This window comes from Acidovorax sp. 106, from assembly GCF_003663825.1.
Lineage (GTDB): Bacteria > Pseudomonadota > Gammaproteobacteria > Burkholderiales > Burkholderiaceae_C > Acidovorax.
In genome coordinates this window covers 3,763,058-3,779,839 of sequence record NZ_RCCC01000001.1, presented here as the reverse complement: position 1 = coordinate 3,779,839, position 16,782 = coordinate 3,763,058, and the positions used below count along the sequence as shown (strand labels likewise).

At 65.4% G+C, this 16,782-nt stretch carries 13 protein-coding genes; 6 read left to right on the top strand and 7 right to left on the bottom strand.

Features of this window, described 5'->3' with window-relative positions:
- Positions 1–113: 113 nt before the first annotated feature.
- The 5 genes from C8C98_RS16730 to C8C98_RS16710 all read right to left on the bottom strand — a co-directional run bounded on the left by C8C98_RS16730 (position 114) and on the right by C8C98_RS16710 (position 6,202).
- Positions 114–1,322: an ABC transporter permease gene (locus tag C8C98_RS16730; protein ID WP_121455211.1), complete on the bottom strand. Its 1,209-nt coding sequence runs from the start codon at positions 1,320–1,322 to the stop codon at positions 114–116.
- On the bottom strand, positions 1,322–2,116 hold the full coding sequence (locus C8C98_RS16725) for an ABC transporter ATP-binding protein (RefSeq protein ID WP_121455210.1): 795 nt from the start codon (positions 2,114–2,116) through the stop codon (positions 1,322–1,324). Before C8C98_RS16725 ends, C8C98_RS16730 begins: the two co-directional genes overlap by 1 nt.
- Positions 2,113–3,489: an efflux RND transporter periplasmic adaptor subunit gene (locus C8C98_RS16720; RefSeq protein WP_121455209.1), complete on the bottom strand. Its 1,377-nt coding sequence runs from the start codon at positions 3,487–3,489 to the stop codon at positions 2,113–2,115. The genes C8C98_RS16725 and C8C98_RS16720 overlap by 4 nt, the downstream gene beginning before the upstream one ends.
- 127 nt (positions 3,490–3,616) lie before the next feature.
- A complete protein-coding gene (locus C8C98_RS16715; protein WP_121455208.1) occupies positions 3,617–5,038 on the bottom strand; it encodes an efflux transporter outer membrane subunit in 1,422 nt (473 codons plus the stop codon).
- Between the two features lie 210 nt (positions 5,039–5,248).
- Positions 5,249–6,202 carry a helix-turn-helix domain-containing protein gene (locus tag C8C98_RS16710; protein WP_121455207.1) on the bottom strand — a complete coding sequence of 318 codons (954 nt, stop codon included), beginning with the start codon at positions 6,200–6,202 and terminating at the stop codon, positions 5,249–5,251.
- A gap of 230 nt (positions 6,203–6,432) precedes the next feature.
- Here C8C98_RS16710 and C8C98_RS16705 point away from each other — a divergent pair, with 230 nt between their 5' ends.
- The gene (locus tag C8C98_RS16705) at positions 6,433–7,884 is read left to right on the top strand and encodes an aldehyde dehydrogenase (protein ID WP_121455206.1); all 1,452 of its coding nucleotides are present in this window, start codon (positions 6,433–6,435) and stop codon (positions 7,882–7,884) included.
- Between the two features lie 86 nt (positions 7,885–7,970).
- Here the strand turns inward: C8C98_RS16705 and tsaD are convergent, their stop codons facing one another.
- Complete coding sequence (gene tsaD, locus C8C98_RS16700; protein ID WP_121455205.1) at positions 7,971–9,020, bottom strand: tRNA (adenosine(37)-N6)-threonylcarbamoyltransferase complex transferase subunit TsaD; 1,050 nt, start codon at positions 9,018–9,020, stop codon at positions 7,971–7,973.
- A gap of 45 nt (positions 9,021–9,065) precedes the next feature.
- On the bottom strand, positions 9,066–10,229 hold the full coding sequence (locus C8C98_RS16695; RefSeq protein WP_121455204.1) for a branched-chain amino acid ABC transporter substrate-binding protein: 1,164 nt from the start codon (positions 10,227–10,229) through the stop codon (positions 9,066–9,068).
- A gap of 205 nt (positions 10,230–10,434) precedes the next feature.
- Between C8C98_RS16695 and C8C98_RS16690 the strand changes: the two genes are divergently transcribed.
- From C8C98_RS16690 to C8C98_RS16670, 5 genes are all read left to right on the top strand, one after another.
- A complete protein-coding gene (locus C8C98_RS16690) occupies positions 10,435–11,061 on the top strand; it encodes an ANTAR domain-containing response regulator (protein ID WP_121455203.1) in 627 nt (208 codons plus the stop codon).
- Between the two features lie 557 nt (positions 11,062–11,618).
- The gene (locus tag C8C98_RS16685; RefSeq protein ID WP_121455202.1) at positions 11,619–12,863 is read left to right on the top strand and encodes a CmpA/NrtA family ABC transporter substrate-binding protein; all 1,245 of its coding nucleotides are present in this window, start codon (positions 11,619–11,621) and stop codon (positions 12,861–12,863) included.
- Between the two features lie 64 nt (positions 12,864–12,927).
- Positions 12,928–13,878: a nitrate ABC transporter permease gene (gene ntrB / locus C8C98_RS16680; protein WP_121455201.1), complete on the top strand. Its 951-nt coding sequence runs from the start codon at positions 12,928–12,930 to the stop codon at positions 13,876–13,878.
- The gene (locus C8C98_RS16675; RefSeq protein WP_121455200.1) at positions 13,875–14,711 is read left to right on the top strand and encodes an ABC transporter ATP-binding protein; all 837 of its coding nucleotides are present in this window, start codon (positions 13,875–13,877) and stop codon (positions 14,709–14,711) included. The genes ntrB and C8C98_RS16675 overlap by 4 nt, the downstream gene beginning before the upstream one ends.
- An 80-nt stretch (positions 14,712–14,791) precedes the next feature.
- Entirely contained in the window at positions 14,792–16,747 is a 1,956-nt protein-coding gene (locus C8C98_RS16670) for a methyl-accepting chemotaxis protein (protein ID WP_121455199.1), read from the top strand.
- The last annotated feature ends 35 nt before the right edge of the window (positions 16,748–16,782 follow it).

Here is a 16,782-nt window from a genome sequence, read left to right as displayed (position 1 = left end):
CCCAGGTCATCAAATCCGTCCCCATAAAAAAACCCCTTTCGGAGATTCCGAAAGGGGTTTTTGTGCCTGTGCGCTGGCCACATCACCACCGCAATGGATGGTGAACACGCCACTCACTCGTGGCGCAACGCGTCAATCGGGTCCATGTGCGCCGCGCGGCGGGCCGGAAAGTAGCCAAACACCACGCCAATGCCCGCCGAGAACACAAACGACAGCAGGTTGACCCCAGGGTTGAACAGGTAGGGCACGCCCATCACCTGCGCCAGCCCCAGCGATGCGGCTGTGGCCAGCACAATGCCCACCAGCCCGCCCAGAGCGGCCAACACCACGGCCTCGATCAAGAACTGCAACAGCACCTCGCGCTCCAGCGCACCAATGGCCAGGCGCAGGCCAATCTCGCGGGTGCGCTCGGTCACGCTCACCAGCATGATGTTCATGATGCCGATGCCGCCCACCAGCAGGCTCACGGCAGCCACCGCGCCCAGCAGCATGGTCATCACCTTGGTGGTGCCCGACAAAGTGTCGGCCAGTTGCTTGGTGTCGAGCACGTTGAAGTTGTCTTCATCGGTGTCCGATAGCTTTCGCAGCTCGCGCAGCAGTTGCGTCAGCGCGCTTTTCACGCGGGTAGGGTCGCTGCCATCCTGCATCGACACCAGCAGCGTATTCACGCGGGTGTTGCCCGTCACGCGCCGCTGCAGGGTCTTGATGGGGATGAGCACCATGTCGTCTTGGTCGTTGCCAAACGCGCCCTGCCCTTTAGACGTCAGCACGCCCACCACCTCGCAAGAGAAGGCCTTGACGCGCAGTTGCTCACCCACCGGGTCGCGGCCACCAAACAGCTCGCGGCGGATGGACTCGCCCACCACGCACACCGCCGCGCCCGCACGCAGCTCGGGCTCAGAAAACGCGCGGCCTCCGGCCTGCAAGGTCCAGTTACCGGTCTCCAGCCAGGCGTTGGTGCTGCCGATCACGCTGCTGGTCCAGTTGCGCCCCCCAGCCACCAAGGTAGCGCTCGCGCGCGCCTCAGGCGCCACGGCCAGAATGCCGCCGATTTGCTGCGCAATCACATCGGCATCGGTGTCTTTGAACGAGGGCGCGCCAGTGCCGCCGCCTGGCCCCATGCGCTGACCGGGGCGCACCTGCAGCAAGTTGGTGCCCAGGCTTGAAATTTGTGTTTGCACTGCCATGGTGGCGCCATTGCCCAGGGTCACCATGGTGATGACCGCGCTCACGCCAATGACGATGCCCAGGATGGTGAGGAACGAGCGCATGAGGTTGCGCCGGATAGAGCGCAGTGCCAAAAGAATCGTACTGAACAGCATCACACCGCTCCTTGCACTGCGGGCGCAGTGATTGCTGCCACGGGCTTGGCACGCAGCCCTGCGGGCGAGGCGTTGATGGCGTCGGTGTCCACCACGCCATCCACAAACCGCACGATGCGGCGGGCGTACTCGGCCATGTCCGGCTCGTGCGTCACCATCAGCACGGTGATGCCCAAATCGGCGTTCAGCCGCCAAAGCAGCTCCATGATTTCGTGGCTGCGCTGGGTATCGAGGTTGCCGGTGGGCTCGTCGGCCAGCAGCACCACGGGCTCGGTGACGATGGCGCGGGCAATGGCCACGCGCTGCTGCTGCCCGCCCGAGAGTTCGGCCGGTGTGTGGTGCTCCCAACCCTTGAGGCCCACGGCATCCAGCGCCCGCGCAGCGGCTGCCTTGCGCACAGCCGCTGGCTCGCCCCGGTACAGCAAGGGCAGCTCCACGTTCTCTTGCGCCGAGGTGCGCGCCAGCAGGTTAAAGCCCTGGAACACAAAACCAAAGTAGTGGCGGCGAAGCATCGCTCGCTCATCGCGCGACAGAGCCTCCACATGCACGCCCTTGAACAGGTATTCGCCCGTGGTGGGGCGGTCCAGACAGCCCAGCGTGTTCATGGCCGTGGATTTGCCCGACCCGCTGGGGCCCATGATGGCCACGAAGTCGCCCTGCGCAATCGACAAGTCCACGCCCTTGAGAGCCTGAAACGCCAGCGCACCTTCGCCATAGACCTTGGTCACGCCCCGCAGTTCGATGATGGGCGGCGCAGCATCCGTGCCCCCGCTTCCAACCGTTAGCGCACTCATGGCGTGGCCTTGCCAGTGCGCTGGTCGGTGATGACCTTGGCGCCGGGCTCCAGGCCTTCGGCGCTGACTTCGGTCATGCGGCCGTCGCTGATGCCGACCTTCACCGTCAGCGGCTGCGGCGCGCCGTCCTTGAGCAGCCAGATCTGGCGCGTCTGGCCTGCGCCTTCGCGCTGCCCACCGCCACCGGCAGGCTTGCGACCCGAGGGCGCGCTGCGTGGCGGGCCGGGCATGAGTTGCGAGACGATGCCCCGGTTGCCGCTGGCAGGCTTGCCTGCAGACTCAGCCCCGGCCTGGGCCGGGGTAAAGCGCAGCGCGGTGTTGGGCACCAGCAGCACATCGTTGCGCTCGGTCGAGGTGATGGTGGCCGCTGCCGTCATGCCGGGGCGCAGGCTCAAATCGCTGTTGTCCACGTCCAGCCAGGTGATGTAGGTCACCACGTTGTCCGTCTTGGTGGAGCCAAAGGACACGCGCGTGACCTCGGCCGGGTAGCGGCGCGAGGGGTAGGCGCTGACGGTAAAGCTGGCCTTTTGCCCCACGGTGAGCGAGCCCACATCGGCCTCGTCCACGCTCACATCCAGCCGCAGGCGCGTCAGGTCTTCCACCACGGTGAACAGCGTCACGGCTTGCAGCGATGCAGCCACGGCGTTGCCGGGCTCTACGCTGCGGGTGAGCACCACCCCGTTGATAGGCGAGCGGATGGAGGCCTTGGACAGGCTGGTTTCGTCGGTAGACAGCGCCGCTTTGGCGTCATCGACCGACGCGCGGGCGCTGAGTTCATCGGCCTTGGAGCGGTCCAGCGTGGCACGCCCGGCGTCCAGCTCGGTGGCCGATGGCACCTTGCCGCCCGAGAGGCGCGCCACCTCTTGCAGGCGCGCAAAGCCGGCCTCGGCCTCCTTCGTAGTGGCCTGGGCTTGGGCCAGCTTGGCCTGGGCCGACGCCAGCGATGCCCGTGAGCGCAGCACCTGCGCTTCGAGCTTGGCGGTGTCCAGCTCCACCAGCACCTGGCCTTTTTTGACCTTGTCGTTCACATCCACCAACACGCTGCGCACCGTGCCCGACAGCTCACTGCCGATGGTGACCGTTCGGGTGGGGTTCAGCGTGCCATTGGCAGCCACGCTGAGCGTGAGATTGCCGCGCCGCACCTCTTCGGACACGAAGCTGGGGGCCGCGCTGGCGGCCTTGCTGGCTTGCCAGGCGTACACACCGCCCGCCACCACCAGCAGACCCACCACGCCCAGCCACACCGTGGTGCGCTGCCACCAGCGGCGCGGTGGCGCGCTGCCCAGCAGGTCGTTCAGGCCTTTTGCCACCGTGGTCTGGGGTGCGGCAGGCTGAGGGGAAGAGGAATTCACAGAAGCGTCAGGATGGTTCATGGAATGTGAGAAATAGGGTCATCAAAATAGGAAGGTCGTGGGCCAGGGGGCCATGCACTGACAAACGCTTGGGGTGCCGTTACACCAACACGCAACACAAGGCGGGCCAGTGCGAGCCCTGCCACGACTACTGCCAGCCGCCGCCCAGGGCCTTGTACAGGCGCACATGATCGGCCGCCACGCTGGCCACGGTGGTTGCCACGCTGTCTTGCGCAGACAGCTGCGTGCGCTGGGTCTCCAGCACGGTGGCAAAGTCGATCAGGCCACTGCTGTAGCGCTGTTGCGCCATCAGCGCGGCGTTGGCTGCGGCATCGGCTGCGGCTTGCAGGCGGGCCAGGCGTTCGCGGTCGCCTTGCAACGCCACCAGGGCGTCCTCCACGTCTTTCAACGCAGTGAGCACAGTGGCTTCATAACCCACACGCACCTGCTCCAGCGCTGCTTGCTGCGACCGCACTTGGGCTTTGGCCGCGCCACCATCGAACAGCGAAGCAGACAGGCTGGCCGCCAGCGCACTGGCGACCGAGTTGCCCCCCGTCAGCGTGCCCAAGGTCAGTGCACGCAGGCCCAAGGAACCGCTGAGCGAAAAGTCTGGGTAGCGCGCCGCATCGGCCTGGGCCACCCGCGCCACGGCGGCTGCCACGCGGTGCTCTGCAGCCCGCACATCGGGGCGCTGGCGCAGCGTTTGCGCAGGGATGTCCAAAGCCAGGTCATTGGGCGCCGTGGGCACCGGCGCAGTGGCCGCAAGGCGCGCATCCAACGCCGCAGGCGCTTGCCCTGTCAGCACGGCCAGGCTGTGGCGCGACTGGGCCAGGCTGCTTTGAAGTGCGGGCACCTGGGCAGCGGTCTGCTCGGCTGCAGCGCGTGCCTGCTCGGTCACCAGCGAGGTGGTCAGGCCCGCCTGCAGGCGCCACTGGGCAATCTGCAGGGTTTCTTGCTGGCTGGCCAAGTTGCTGCGCGCAATCTGCAGGCGCTGCTGCAAGCCGCGCAGCTCGATGTAGTTCACCGCCACCTCGGCGGCCAGCGACACCTGCACATCGGCCAGGCTGGCTTCTGCCGCGCGGGCATCGGCCTCGGTGGCCGTCACCCCGGCGCGCAGGCGGCCAAACACATCGGGCTCCCAGCTCGCATCAAACCCAGCGCTGTAGCTGTTGCCCGTGCTGCCGGAAGAGCGGCTGCGCTGCGCCGAGGCCGAGGCGCCGATCTGCGGCAGGGTGCCTGCCGTCTGCACATCAACCAGCGCCCGCGACTGCTGCAATGCCGCCTGCGCACTGCGCACCGAGGTGTTGGCAGCCAGCGCTTCAGTGATGAGCGCCGTCAGCTCCGGGTCACCCAGCCGACCCCACCACTGCGCCAGCGGCGTGGCCACAACCCCTGCGCTGGCGACGGACCACCCGGCGGGCACAGGCACTGCGGGTACATCGGCGCTGTGCGGCTGCAGGCTGCTGCAACCCGCCAGCACCAAGGCCAATGCCAATGCGGGCAAGGCAACGGCCCCATTGCGCGGGCGATTGCCTGGCGAGACTGGTGACTGGAAAAGAAAAGACTTCATGGACGTATTTGAAAATCATTCTCAATAAAAATCCATTGTCACGGCTTACCTTGTCGCCCGGAAGGCGCTTGTGTCAACCTTTGGTAAAGAAATGGGAGCGCTCAAACCTCTGCCATGCGGCACCGCGCAGGACATGCAGCGCACAAGCCAAATACCGAAGAATCATTTGGTTTGGCAACCAACCCATGCCAACCCCCATCCGAGCCGCGACTAGCCGACTACCCCCATCCGGTACTCCGTAGGCGACACCCCCACATGCGCCCGGAACACCCGGCTGAAATACGCCCCGCTGCTAAAGCCCCATGAGAAGGCGATCTCGCTGATCGTGCGGTGGCGGCAGTCGGGGTGGCGCATCTCATCCATGCAGGCCTGCAAGCGGCGACGCAGGATGTGTTCGGCCAGGGTTTCGTCGGTGTCGGCAAAGGCGTTGTGCAGGTGGCGCTTGCTGCAGTTCAACCCCTGGGCCATGCGCTCGATGTTCAGCGCCGGGTCTCTCAGGTGCTGGGCGATATAGGCGCGGATGCGGTCTTTGAAGGCCTCGTGCAGCGCGGCAGCAGGGGCCTGCCCGGCCAGCTCTTGCAGCGAGAGGCACACCAGCTCGCCAATCAGGCGACCGGCGCCGCGTGCGGCCTCGGGGGTCATGCTGGGCAGCTCGTTGTAGGTGCTGCGCATCACGTCCAGCGCCACGCGCGATATGCCCGCGTGGCCGCCCACCACACGGCCCATCAGCGTGGGCAGGTGCAGGCCGCGCTCGGTCAGTTGGCTGGTCGGCACCCTCACGATGAGGTGGCGGCTGCGCTGGGGATTGGCCACTTCGTAGCTGCCCGTGGTGTCGTAGATGGCCCAGCCACCGGGCTGCACCGCTGCTTGCCGCCCGTGCTGTTGCACCAGCGCCTGGCCCTGCCAGGGCGCGACGATTTTGAGATAGCGCTGCGTGCCTGCACGGGCGGCGCGTGGGCGGCGGATGACGCGGTGGCGGTTGGCCTCTAGCTGCGTCAGCACCACATCACCGGCCCAGGCGGTGTGCAGGTGGCCATCAAAGCCGGTGTCGCCGTACAGATCAGACTCCAGCCCGTCAAACAGCGTGGCCATCCAGTCGCGCCAAGCCAGCGCGGCCTGCTGCGGCGGCAGGTTGTCGGTGGTGAGGCGGGTCGCTTCGGCCATAGGGGGAGAGGTGTCCTGGGGTGCGGGCCATTATGGGTGGCGGGCCAAGACCCTGCGCTGCGCAGGTGGGTTGCCGGGGGTTATCCCTAGGTGGGGTGCACTCTCAGTCAACACCGCTGTGCGCTGTGGGTCAAGCCAATGCAAGGTGTGCTGGCTAGCATCGACAAGGCGCGTGGCTTGGGCCGGTGACCAGTCCATCGCCACGGTTTACACCCCAAAGGAGACACCCCATGAACCCCATTTCCATGCTGATCGGCGGGCAGCCCCGCGCTGCGACCAACGGTGCCACGTTTGAGCGCCGCAACCCGCTGGACCACACCGTGGCCACCACGGCGCCTGCAGCCAACGTGGCCGATGCCGTGGCGGCGGTAGAGGCTGCGGCACAGGCCTTTCCTGCCTGGGCGGCCCTGGGGCCAGGTGCGCGCCGCACCCTGCTGATGAAAGCCGCCCACGCACTGGAGGCCAAGGCCGACGCCTTTGCCCAGGCCATGGCGGCAGAGACCGGCGCATCGGGCTTGTGGGCGGGCTTTAACGTGCATTTGGCGGCCGACATGCTGCTCGAAGCCGCGGCCATCACCACGCAGATCAATGGCGAGGTGATTCCCTCTAACGTGCCGGGCTCGGTGGCTATGGCGGTGCGCCAGCCTGCGGGCGTGGTGCTGGGCATTGCACCGTGGAATGCGCCGGTGATTCTGGGCGTGCGCGCCATCGCCACGCCACTGGCCTGCGGCAACACGGTGGTGCTCAAGGGCTCGGAGCTGTGCCCCGCCACGCACGGCCTGATCATTGAGGCGCTGCAGGAAGCCGGGCTGCCACCGGGCGTGGTCAACTTTGTGACCAACGCCCCCGCCGATGCGGGCGCCGTAGTGGAGGCCATGGTGGCCCACCCTGCCCTGCGGCGCGTGAACTTCACCGGCTCGACCAAGGTGGGCCGCATCATTGCCCAAACCTGTGCCAAACACCTCAAGCAGGCCGTGTTGGAGCTGGGCGGCAAGGCCCCCTTTGTGGTGCTGGACGATGCCGATGTGGACGCCGCCGTGGCGGCCGCCACCTTCGGGTCGTTCGCCAATTCGGGGCAGATCTGCATGTCCACCGAGCGCATCGTGGTGGACGAGACAGTGGCCGACGAGTTCGTAACCAAGCTGGCCGCACGCGCCACCAGCCTGCCGCTGGGCGACCCGCGCAAGGGCCCGGTGGTGCTGGGCTCGGTGGTAGACCAAGCCACCGTCACCCGCTGCAACGCCCTCATCGACGATGCCCTGGCCAAGGGCGCCACGCTGGTGTGCGGCGGCAAGGCCGACAGCACGCTCATGCCCGCCACGCTGCTGGACCATGTGACGCCTGCCATGCACATCTACCGCGAGGAGTCCTTTGCGCCCGTCAAGGCCATCGTGCGAGTCAACGGCGTGGAGGCAGCCGTGGCCTGCGCCAACGACAACGAGTTCGGCCTCTCAGCCGCCGTGTTTGGGCGCGATGTGGCGCGTGCCTGGCAAGTGGCCGGGCGCATCGAGTCGGGCATTTGCCACGTCAACGGCCCCACGGTGCACGACGAGGCGCAGATGCCCTTTGGTGGCGTGAAGGCCTCAGGCTACGGCCGCTTTGGCGGCAAGGCGGGGATTGATGCGTTCACAGAGCTGCGCTGGATCACGGTGCAGACAGCGCCACGCCACTATCCGTTCTGATATTGGGTGTTTTTGGGCTCTAGCGCTTGATAAATAAGCGCTAGCAGCTATATTTTCAATAGCAAAACATCCTGCAGCGAAGCTGATCAACCCGCAGGGGCGGTAATCGCATCCAACGGCCAGCGCGGCTTCACGTCAAAGGCGTAGGCAGTGTTGGCCTGCTGTTGCCCGGATTGCAGGCGCATGGCGGCGGCCATGGCAATCATGGCGCCGTTGTCGGTGCACAGGTGCAGCTCGGGGTAGTGCACGCGCACGCGGTTTTTCTCGCAGGCCGTGTTGAGTTGCTCGCGCAGCAGGCGGTTGGCGCCCACACCGCCCGCCACCACCACCCGCTTAAGGCCCGTTTGCTTGAGGGCCGTGAGGGTCTTTCGCACCAGCACATCGACAATTGCCGCCTCAGTGCTGGCGGCCAGGTCGGCCTTGCGGGCTTCCAGGTCGTCGCCCAGCTTTTTGGCCTGGGTCAGCACCGCCGTTTTGAGCCCGGCAAACGAAAAATCCAGATCGCCGCTGTGCAGCAGTGGCCGTGGCAGCTTGAAGGCAGTGGCATCGCCCTGCTGCGCCAGGCGCGACAAGGCAGGCCCGCCGGGGTAGCCCAGGCCCATGAGCTTGGCGGATTTGTCAAACGCCTCGCCCGCAGCGTCGTCAATGGTTTCGCCCAAAATTTCGTAGCGCCCCACCCCGTCCACCCGCATGAGCTGGGTATGGCCGCCCGACACGAGCAGCGCCACAAACGGAAACTCTGGCGGGTCTGCACTCAGAAAGGGCGAGAGCAAATGCCCCTCCAGGTGGTGCACGCCCAGCACGGGCTTGCCCAGCGCAGCCCCCAGCGCACAGGCCACGCCCGCGCCCACCAGCAAGGCACCCGCCAGGCCGGGGCCCTGGGTGTAGGCCACCACGTCCACGTCGGTCAGGGTCTGACCAGCATCGTGCAGCACCTGCGTGGCCAGTGGCAGCACGCGGCGGATGTGGTCGCGGCTGGCCAGCTCAGGCACCACACCGCCGTAGGCCTGGTGCATTTCGATCTGGCTGTGCAGCGCATGGGACAACAAGGTGGGCACACCGGTGCCCGATGAACGCACCAGCGCCACGCCGGTTTCGTCGCAAGAAGATTCAATACCCAGGATCAGCAAACTCATGCCCCGAGTGTAAGAGCCTGCCCACAACAGCGTGGCCCATCGGTCTTACCAACGGTCTGACCGCATACGCAGCTCCCAGTTGCCGCCGCGCAGTTCGTACACGCCCACGGCGCCATAGCGCTGCTCGCCCTTGTCATCCCAGCTCATGGTGCCGATGACGGGGGCGTAGCCGTTGATGGCGTGCATGGCTTTGGTGATCTCTTTGGGGTCGGCCGACTTGGCCTTCTGGATCGCGGCGGTCAGCACATAGGTGCTGTCGTAGCTGTAGTGGCCACCGTAAGCCGGAGGCTTTTTGTAGGCAGCCAGGTACTTTTCGAGGAACGGCTTGCCCGTGGTGAACTCCTTGGCCTCCAGCACGGGGGAAGTGGCGTAGAGCCCCTCGATCAGGCCTGCGCCCTTGAGCATGTCGGTGGTCTTGATGGTGTCGCCACCCAGCAGTTGCACCTTGGTGTGGCCCACCTTCTGCAGCTCTTTGAGCAGTGCCAGGGCCTGGAAGTCGTTGAGGGTGGAGACGATCACCTCCACGCGAGCGGCCTTCAGCTCGCCTGCGAGCGCTTCAAACTCCACCGTCTTGTCGTCAAACGACTTGCGCACCAGGACCTCCCTGTTCTCGACCTTGAGCTGCGCAGCAGCGCCGTCGGCCAGGCCTTTGCCATAAGGCGTGCCGTCGTCCAGCGCAGCATAGCGGGCAGCGCCCAGCTGGGTGGCCGCAAACGAGCCAATGGCGCGCGCCTGCAAGGTGTCGTTGGCCACCATGCGAAAGGAGGTGTCAAAACCCAGTTGCGTGAACTTGGGGTTGGTGGAGATGGCGATCTGCGGGATGCTTTTGCCCGCGTAGATAGGCGCCGTCTCGATGCTCACGCCCGAATTGAGGTGGCCAATGACCGCCACCACGCCGGCGTCCACCAGTTGCTGGGCGACCTGCTTGCCCGTGGCTGCGTCAGCCTTGTCGTCCACCGCCACCACTTCCAGCTTGACGCGCTTGCCGTCCACCACGAAGCCGTCCTTGTTCAGCTCTTGCACGGCCAAGTTCACACCGTTGAGCAAGTCTTGCCCCAGCGCGCCCAGCGGGCCAGTCAGGGGCTGGGCTACGCCGATCTTGAGGGTGTCTGGCACCTTGCCGCACCCGGCCAGCAGGGCCGCCGCCACCAGGGCGGGCAGCAGTGCCAAGGCCACCGGGAAACGGCGACGCGCAATGTGATTCTTCATGCAGTGGGCTCCTGAATATGAGATGAATGATCAAGTGACCGGAGGTATAGAAGAGCAGCGGGGCCCCGCACCATCGGGTATGCCCTGCCAGGGTTACATTTATTAGCAAGTTTCAGGCCCCGTAAGCCACGGCAGCGCAAGCCACCGCCCTGTGCACCGCAGCAGTGCACCAAAATGTGGCGTAAATCTTGCTTAAAGTAGTGGTATGAATGAGGCATTACGTATCGTGGTGGTTGCCCCCGACCTGGCCGTGACCGACCCGGATGATGAGCACGCGCTGCTGCAGGCGCAGCGCTCCAAGGCGTTGCGCATTGGTCTGCTGGAGAACAACTTCAACCTCGTTGCCACACTGCCCGCCGATGTCTTCTTGAGCGACCGGCTGGCGCAGTTGCAGCCCGACCTGATCATCGTGGACGCCGAGAGCGAAGCCCGCGATGCGCTGGAGCACGTGGTGATGGCCACGCGCGATGCGCGTCGGCCCATCGTTATGTTCACCAACGACGAGGACACCTCGCACGTCAAGGACGCGGTGGCCGCGGGCGTGTCCGCCTACATCGTGGCGGGGCTGGCACCGCAGCGCATACGCCCCATTCTGGATGTGGCGATGGCGCGCTTTCAGCACGAGCAGGCCCTGCGTGCCGAGCTGGCCGGCGCCAAGACCGAGCTCAAAGACCGCAAAACCATCGACCGCGCCAAGGGCCTGCTCATGCAGCGCCAGGGCCTGAGTGAACAAGCCGCCTACGACAAGCTGCGCAAAACGGCCATGGACAAGGGCCTCAAGCTCGTGGACGTGGCGCAGCGCATGCTGGACGTGATGGACCTGCTGGGCTGACGCACAGAGCATCCCCCTGAGGCGATACGCGCCTTCCCCCTCCTCTCGAATCGCTCGCATGATTCGGGAAGAGGGACGATGCCCTCGCTGCGGTGCGGTGCGGTGCGGTGCGGTGCGGCCAGCGTAGGCCCTTGGCTTGCTATCCCTCGTCTGGGCCACGCCCAAGGCCGCAGACCTCGCCCCAAATGGTGCGCCGCACAAACGCTGTGCAATCCCCTCACCGCCGTTGCGGCAACTCTGTTCGAAACCACACAACCTCCTAGCGCTTATGAATCAAGCGTAGGCAGCTATCAAATCAATAGCCATCTATGCGCCAACATGGCGCAGCGAGTTCTGGCACGCCCCTTGCATTGCACAGTGCAAGACCAATGCTGGTCTGACCACTGACAGCACAGACCCAACGGCGGGTAGGTGCTGGCAAGGAGCCCCGGACCCGTTCCAGGCTCCACCCAGGACAAAGGCGTCCCCACCCTTGCAACGCGCTGCCCCGGCAGCCGTGCCAGGCGTGAGGACGCCTTTTTTGTTTTCTTCACCGACTTGCCCTTGAGGGATGTGCCATGACCGATTTGTTGAAAACCAGCCTCCACCGCCGCACCGTGCTGCAAGCGGCCACCGTGGGTGCCGTGGGTGTCAGCCCCGCACTGCGTGCGCTTGTCCACGCCCAGGGCTCAGATGCGCCTGAGAAGAAAGAGGTCAAGATCGGTTTCATCCCGCTGACCGACTGCGCCAGCGTGGTGATGGCCTCGGTGTTGGGCATCGACAAGAAGTACGGCGTCACCATCATCCCCACCAAGGAAGCCAGCTGGGCCGGTGTGCGCGACAAGCTCGTGAACGGCGAGCTGGACTTTGCCCACGTGCTGTATGGCCTGGTGTATGGCGTGCATCTGGGCGTGAGCGGCCCCAAGAAAGACATGGCCGTGCTGATGAACCTGAACCACAACGGCCAGGCCATCACGCTGTCTAAAAAGCTGGCGGACAAGGGCGCTGTGAACGGCGCCGGGCTGGCCAAGCTGATGGCCAGCGAAAAGCGCGAATACACCTTTGCCCAAACCTTCCCCACCGGCACCCACGCCATGTGGCTGTATTACTGGCTGGCCGCGCATGGCATTGACCCCATGAAGGACGCCAAGGTCATCACCGTGCCCCCACCGCAAATGGTGGCCAACATGCGCGTGGGCAACATGGACGGCTTTTGCGTGGGCGAGCCCTGGAACCAGCGCGCCATCATGGACGGCATCGGGGTCACGGCCAGCACCACACAAGCCATCTGGCAAGACCACCCCGAGAAGGTGCTGGGTACCACGGCAGAGTTTGCGCAAAAGTACCCCAACACCGCCCGCGCCGTGACAGCCGCCATCCTGGAAGCGGGCCGCTGGATCGACGAAGGCCTGGCCAACAAGAACAAGATGGCCGAAACCATTGCGGGCAAGGCCTATGTGAACACCAGTGTGGACGCGATCAACCAGCGCATCCTGGGCCGCTACCAGGACGGCATGGGCAAGAGCTGGGACGACCCGAACCACATGAAGTTCTACAACGACGGCGCGGTGAACTTCCCCTACCTGTCTGACGGCATGTGGTTCCTCACCCAGCACAAGCGCTGGGGTCTGCTCAAGGATCACCCCGACTACGCGGGCGTGGCCAAGGCCATCAACCGGATCGATCTGTACAAGCAGGCCGCCACCGCGTCCAAAACGCCGCTGCCCAAGAGCGACATGCGCAGCCACAAGCTGATCGACGGCGTGGTGTGGGACGGCAAGGACCCCAAGAAGTACGCCGACGGCTTCAAGCTCAAGGCCTGAGGCCCGCCCCTTCATCGCAACCCCCACGCCCCGCCATCCCCCACGATGAAACCAGGAGATCGCCATGGTCAGTGCTGTTTTTCACACCCCGCTGGATGCCGCGCCCCACGCGGACAAGCCCGCTACAAACTCCATAGCGCCTAGCGCTTTACCCATGAGCGCTACAGCCCAAAACACCTCAAAAACCATGGCATCCACCCCCACCAAGGCCGCTGGCCGCGACATGGCGGCGTGGTCGCGCAACTTCTGGATGGCGGTGTTGCCACCCGCCTGCGGCATTGCGCTGCTGCTGGCGGTCTGGTCGATGGTGTCCGTCTCCACGGGCAAGAGCATCCCCGGCCCGCTGGAGACCTGGGGCCAGGCGGTGGAGGTGTTCAGCAACCCCTTCTACCGCAATGGCCCCAACGACCAGGGCGTGGGCTGGAACGTGCTAATGAGCCTGCAGCGCGTGGCGGTGGGCTTTGGGCTGGCGGCGCTGGTGGGCATTCCGGCCGGGTTTGTCATCGGGCGCTTCAACTTCCTGTCGCGCATGTTCAACCCGCTCATCAGCCTGCTGCGCCCGGTGTCGCCGCTAGCGTGGCTGCCCATTGGCCTGCTGGTGTTCAAGGGTGCCAACCCGGCCGCCATCTGGACCATCTTCATCTGCTCCATCTGGCCCATGGTCATCAACACCGCCGTGGGCGTGCAACGCGTGCCGCAGGACTACATGAACGTGGCCCGCGTACTGCAACTGTCGGAGTGGAAGATCGCCACCAAGATCCTCTTCCCCGCCGTGCTGCCCTACATGCTGACCGGCATCCGCCTGGCCGTGGGCACAGCATGGCTGGTGATCGTGGCGGCCGAGATGCTCACGGGCGGCGTAGGCATCGGCTTTTGGGTGTGGGACGAGTGGAACAACCTGAACGTCAAGAACATCATCATCGCGATCTTCGTGATCGGCATCGTCGGGCTGGTGCTGGAGTACGCACTCATCAAGCTGGCCACCGCATTTACTTTTGAAGAGGTCAAAGCATGAACGCCACCGCACCATCGACCCATGCATCGCTATCGACCAAGTTCATCGAAGTCCAGGGCGTTGAGCAAACGTTCAAAACCGCCAAGGGGCTGTTTCCGGCGCTGCGCGACATCGACCTTCACATTGCCAAAGGCGAGTTCGTGGCGCTGATTGGGCACTCGGGCTGCGGCAAGTCCACCCTGCTGAACCTGATTGCAGGCCTCACCACCCCCACCCACGGGGTGCTGATCTGCGCCAACAAAGAGATCAAGGGCCCTGGCCCTGAACGCGCGGTGGTGTTCCAGAACCATTCTCTGCTGCCCTGGCTCACTTGCTTTGACAACATCTACCTGGCCGTGGAGCGCGTTTTTGGTGCCAAGGAAAACAAAGCACAGCTCAAGGCCCGCACCGACGCCGCACTGGCCCTGGTGGGCCTGACGCATGCGGGCCAAAAGCGCCCCGGCGAAATATCGGGCGGCATGAAGCAGCGCGTGGGCATTGCCCGTGCGCTGAGCATGGAGCCCCAGGTGCTGCTGATGGACGAGCCCTTTGGCGCGCTGGACGCCCTGACCCGCGCCAAGCTGCAAGACGAGTTGCTGGAAATCGTGGCGCGCACCCAAAGCACCGTGGTCATGGTGACGCACGACGTAGACGAGGCCGTGCTGCTGTCCGACAAGATCGTGATGATGACCAACGGCCCCGCCGCCACCATCGGCGAGGTGCTGCACGTGGACTTGCCCCGCCCGCGCAAGCGCGTGGAGCTGGCGGAAGACCCGCACTACGTGCAGTACCGCAAGGCGGTGATCGACTTTTTATACACACGTCAAACCCATGTAGAAAAAACCGCTGCCTGAGCGTGCACCTCACCCCCGCCCCCCTGGGGCGGGCCTAAACTGAATTGCGGACTCTGTCGCATGAGAGTCGCCAAATCAACATGGGAACCACCAGGATGAATGCGCTGATTGCGCGCCTCAAACTCTGGCAAAAATTTGCACTGGTGTGCGCGGCCAGCTCCCTGCTGGCCATTGTTGCCTCGGCCCTGGTGCTGCAAGCACGCTATGAGGCCCTGCGCAGCGGGCAGACCGAGCAATCCGGCCTCAAGCCTGCCGAGCAGGTGCTGCGCCTCATTCAGTTAAGCCAGCAGCACCGGGGCCTCTCGAACGGAGCCCTGTCAGGCAACACAGACTTCATCGCGCAACGTGAGAAAAAGCAGGCTGAGGTGCAAGCAGCACTGGCCCAGGCACTGCAATCGGCCACAGCCCTGGCCAGCAGCGCACATAACCGCAAACTGCAGCCACTGGCCCAGCAGGTGCAAGCCGATTGGGGCGCACTCACGACACTGGTCGTTGCGCCGAGCACCAAGGCGCCTGATAGCTTTCGCGCCCACACAGCACTCATCAGGCTGCAGCTGGACTGGCTGTACCAAGTGCTGGATGCCTCTACGTTGACACTGGATCCCGAGGCCGCCAGCTACTACCTGATGTCGGGTGCCTTGGAGCACTTGCCCGGTCTGACCGAATCGCTGGGCCAGGCCCGCGCACTGGGCGCCGCAGCCCTCACGCGCCGCGAGCTGAGCCCCGCGGACCGCGCCGCCATCCTGACTGTGGTGACCACCGCCCGCTTGCAGGCCGACAAGGCCCAGGCACTGCTCAGCCGCTCTGGCGAGGCCGACCCGCGGGTGCAGCGCGCACTGGCCACTGCACAAAAGCAGGCCGCAGAAGGTGCCAGCCGGGCACTACAAACCATGCAAGAGCAACTGCTCGCGCCCACCGAGCTGAGCCATGCCCCCAAAGCCTACTTCGCCAGCCTGACCGAGGCTATCGACACCCAATTTGCCCTCATCGCCAAAGGCTACGAAACCCTGGACACCCTACTGGAAGAGCGGGTGGCACAGGCACAGCGCTTCATGTGGTGGTTCAGCGCCGCACTGCTGGCCGCCCTGGTGGTGACCCTGTGGGTGAGCCTGGCCACGGTGCGCCAGGCGCAAGCCGCCGTGCAGCAAACCCTGGGCGCTGCCCGGGCCCTGGCGGCGGGCGACCTGGGCCACCCTCTGCAACTGAACACCCACGACGAGTTTGGCGACATCGCCCGTGCGCTGCACCAATCCACCCGAGCCCTGGCACACACGGTGCAAGGCATTCAGCAGTCCATCGCTACGGTGCACACAGCATCCGTCGAGATTGCGACAGGCACGCAAGACCTGAGTGCGCGCACCGAGCAGCAAGCCAGCGCGCTGGAGCAAACCGCCGCATCGATGGAAACCCTGAACCAGACGGTGAACGCCAACAGCCAAAGCGCCAACCAGGCCCACGCACTGGCCCGCCAGGCCAGCGAAGAAGCAGAGCACGGCGGCGCGCAAGTGCAAAAGGTGGTCGCGTTCATGCAGGGCATCCACGAAAGCTCACGCAAGATCGCAGACATCACCGGGGTGATCGACTCCATTGCGTTCCAGACCAACATCCTGGCGCTGAATGCAGCGGTGGAGGCGGCCCGCGCAGGCGAGCAAGGGCGGGGCTTTGCGGTGGTGGCCAGCGAGGTGCGCAGCCTCGCCCAGCGCTCAGCCCAGGCCGCCCATGAGATCAAGGCACTCATCACCGATTCGGTGCAGCGCATGGACGAAGGCTCTCGCCAGGCCGACAGCGCGGGCCAGGCCATGCAAGGCATCGTGCAGGCGATTGCCCGGGTCAGCGGCATCATGGCCGAGATCAGCAGCGCCAGCACCGAGCAAGCCTCAGGCATCTCGCAGGTGCTGGAGGCGGTGGGGCACATGGACCGCATGACCCAGCAAAACGCCGCCCTGGTGGAGGAAACCGCTGCTGCATCGCAGGGACTGCGCTCGCAGGCCGATCAGGTCAGCAGCGCGATGGCACATTTCCGCTTGCAACGCTGACGCAGCAGCGGGCGGCCCCCTTGCGCAGCGCGCCA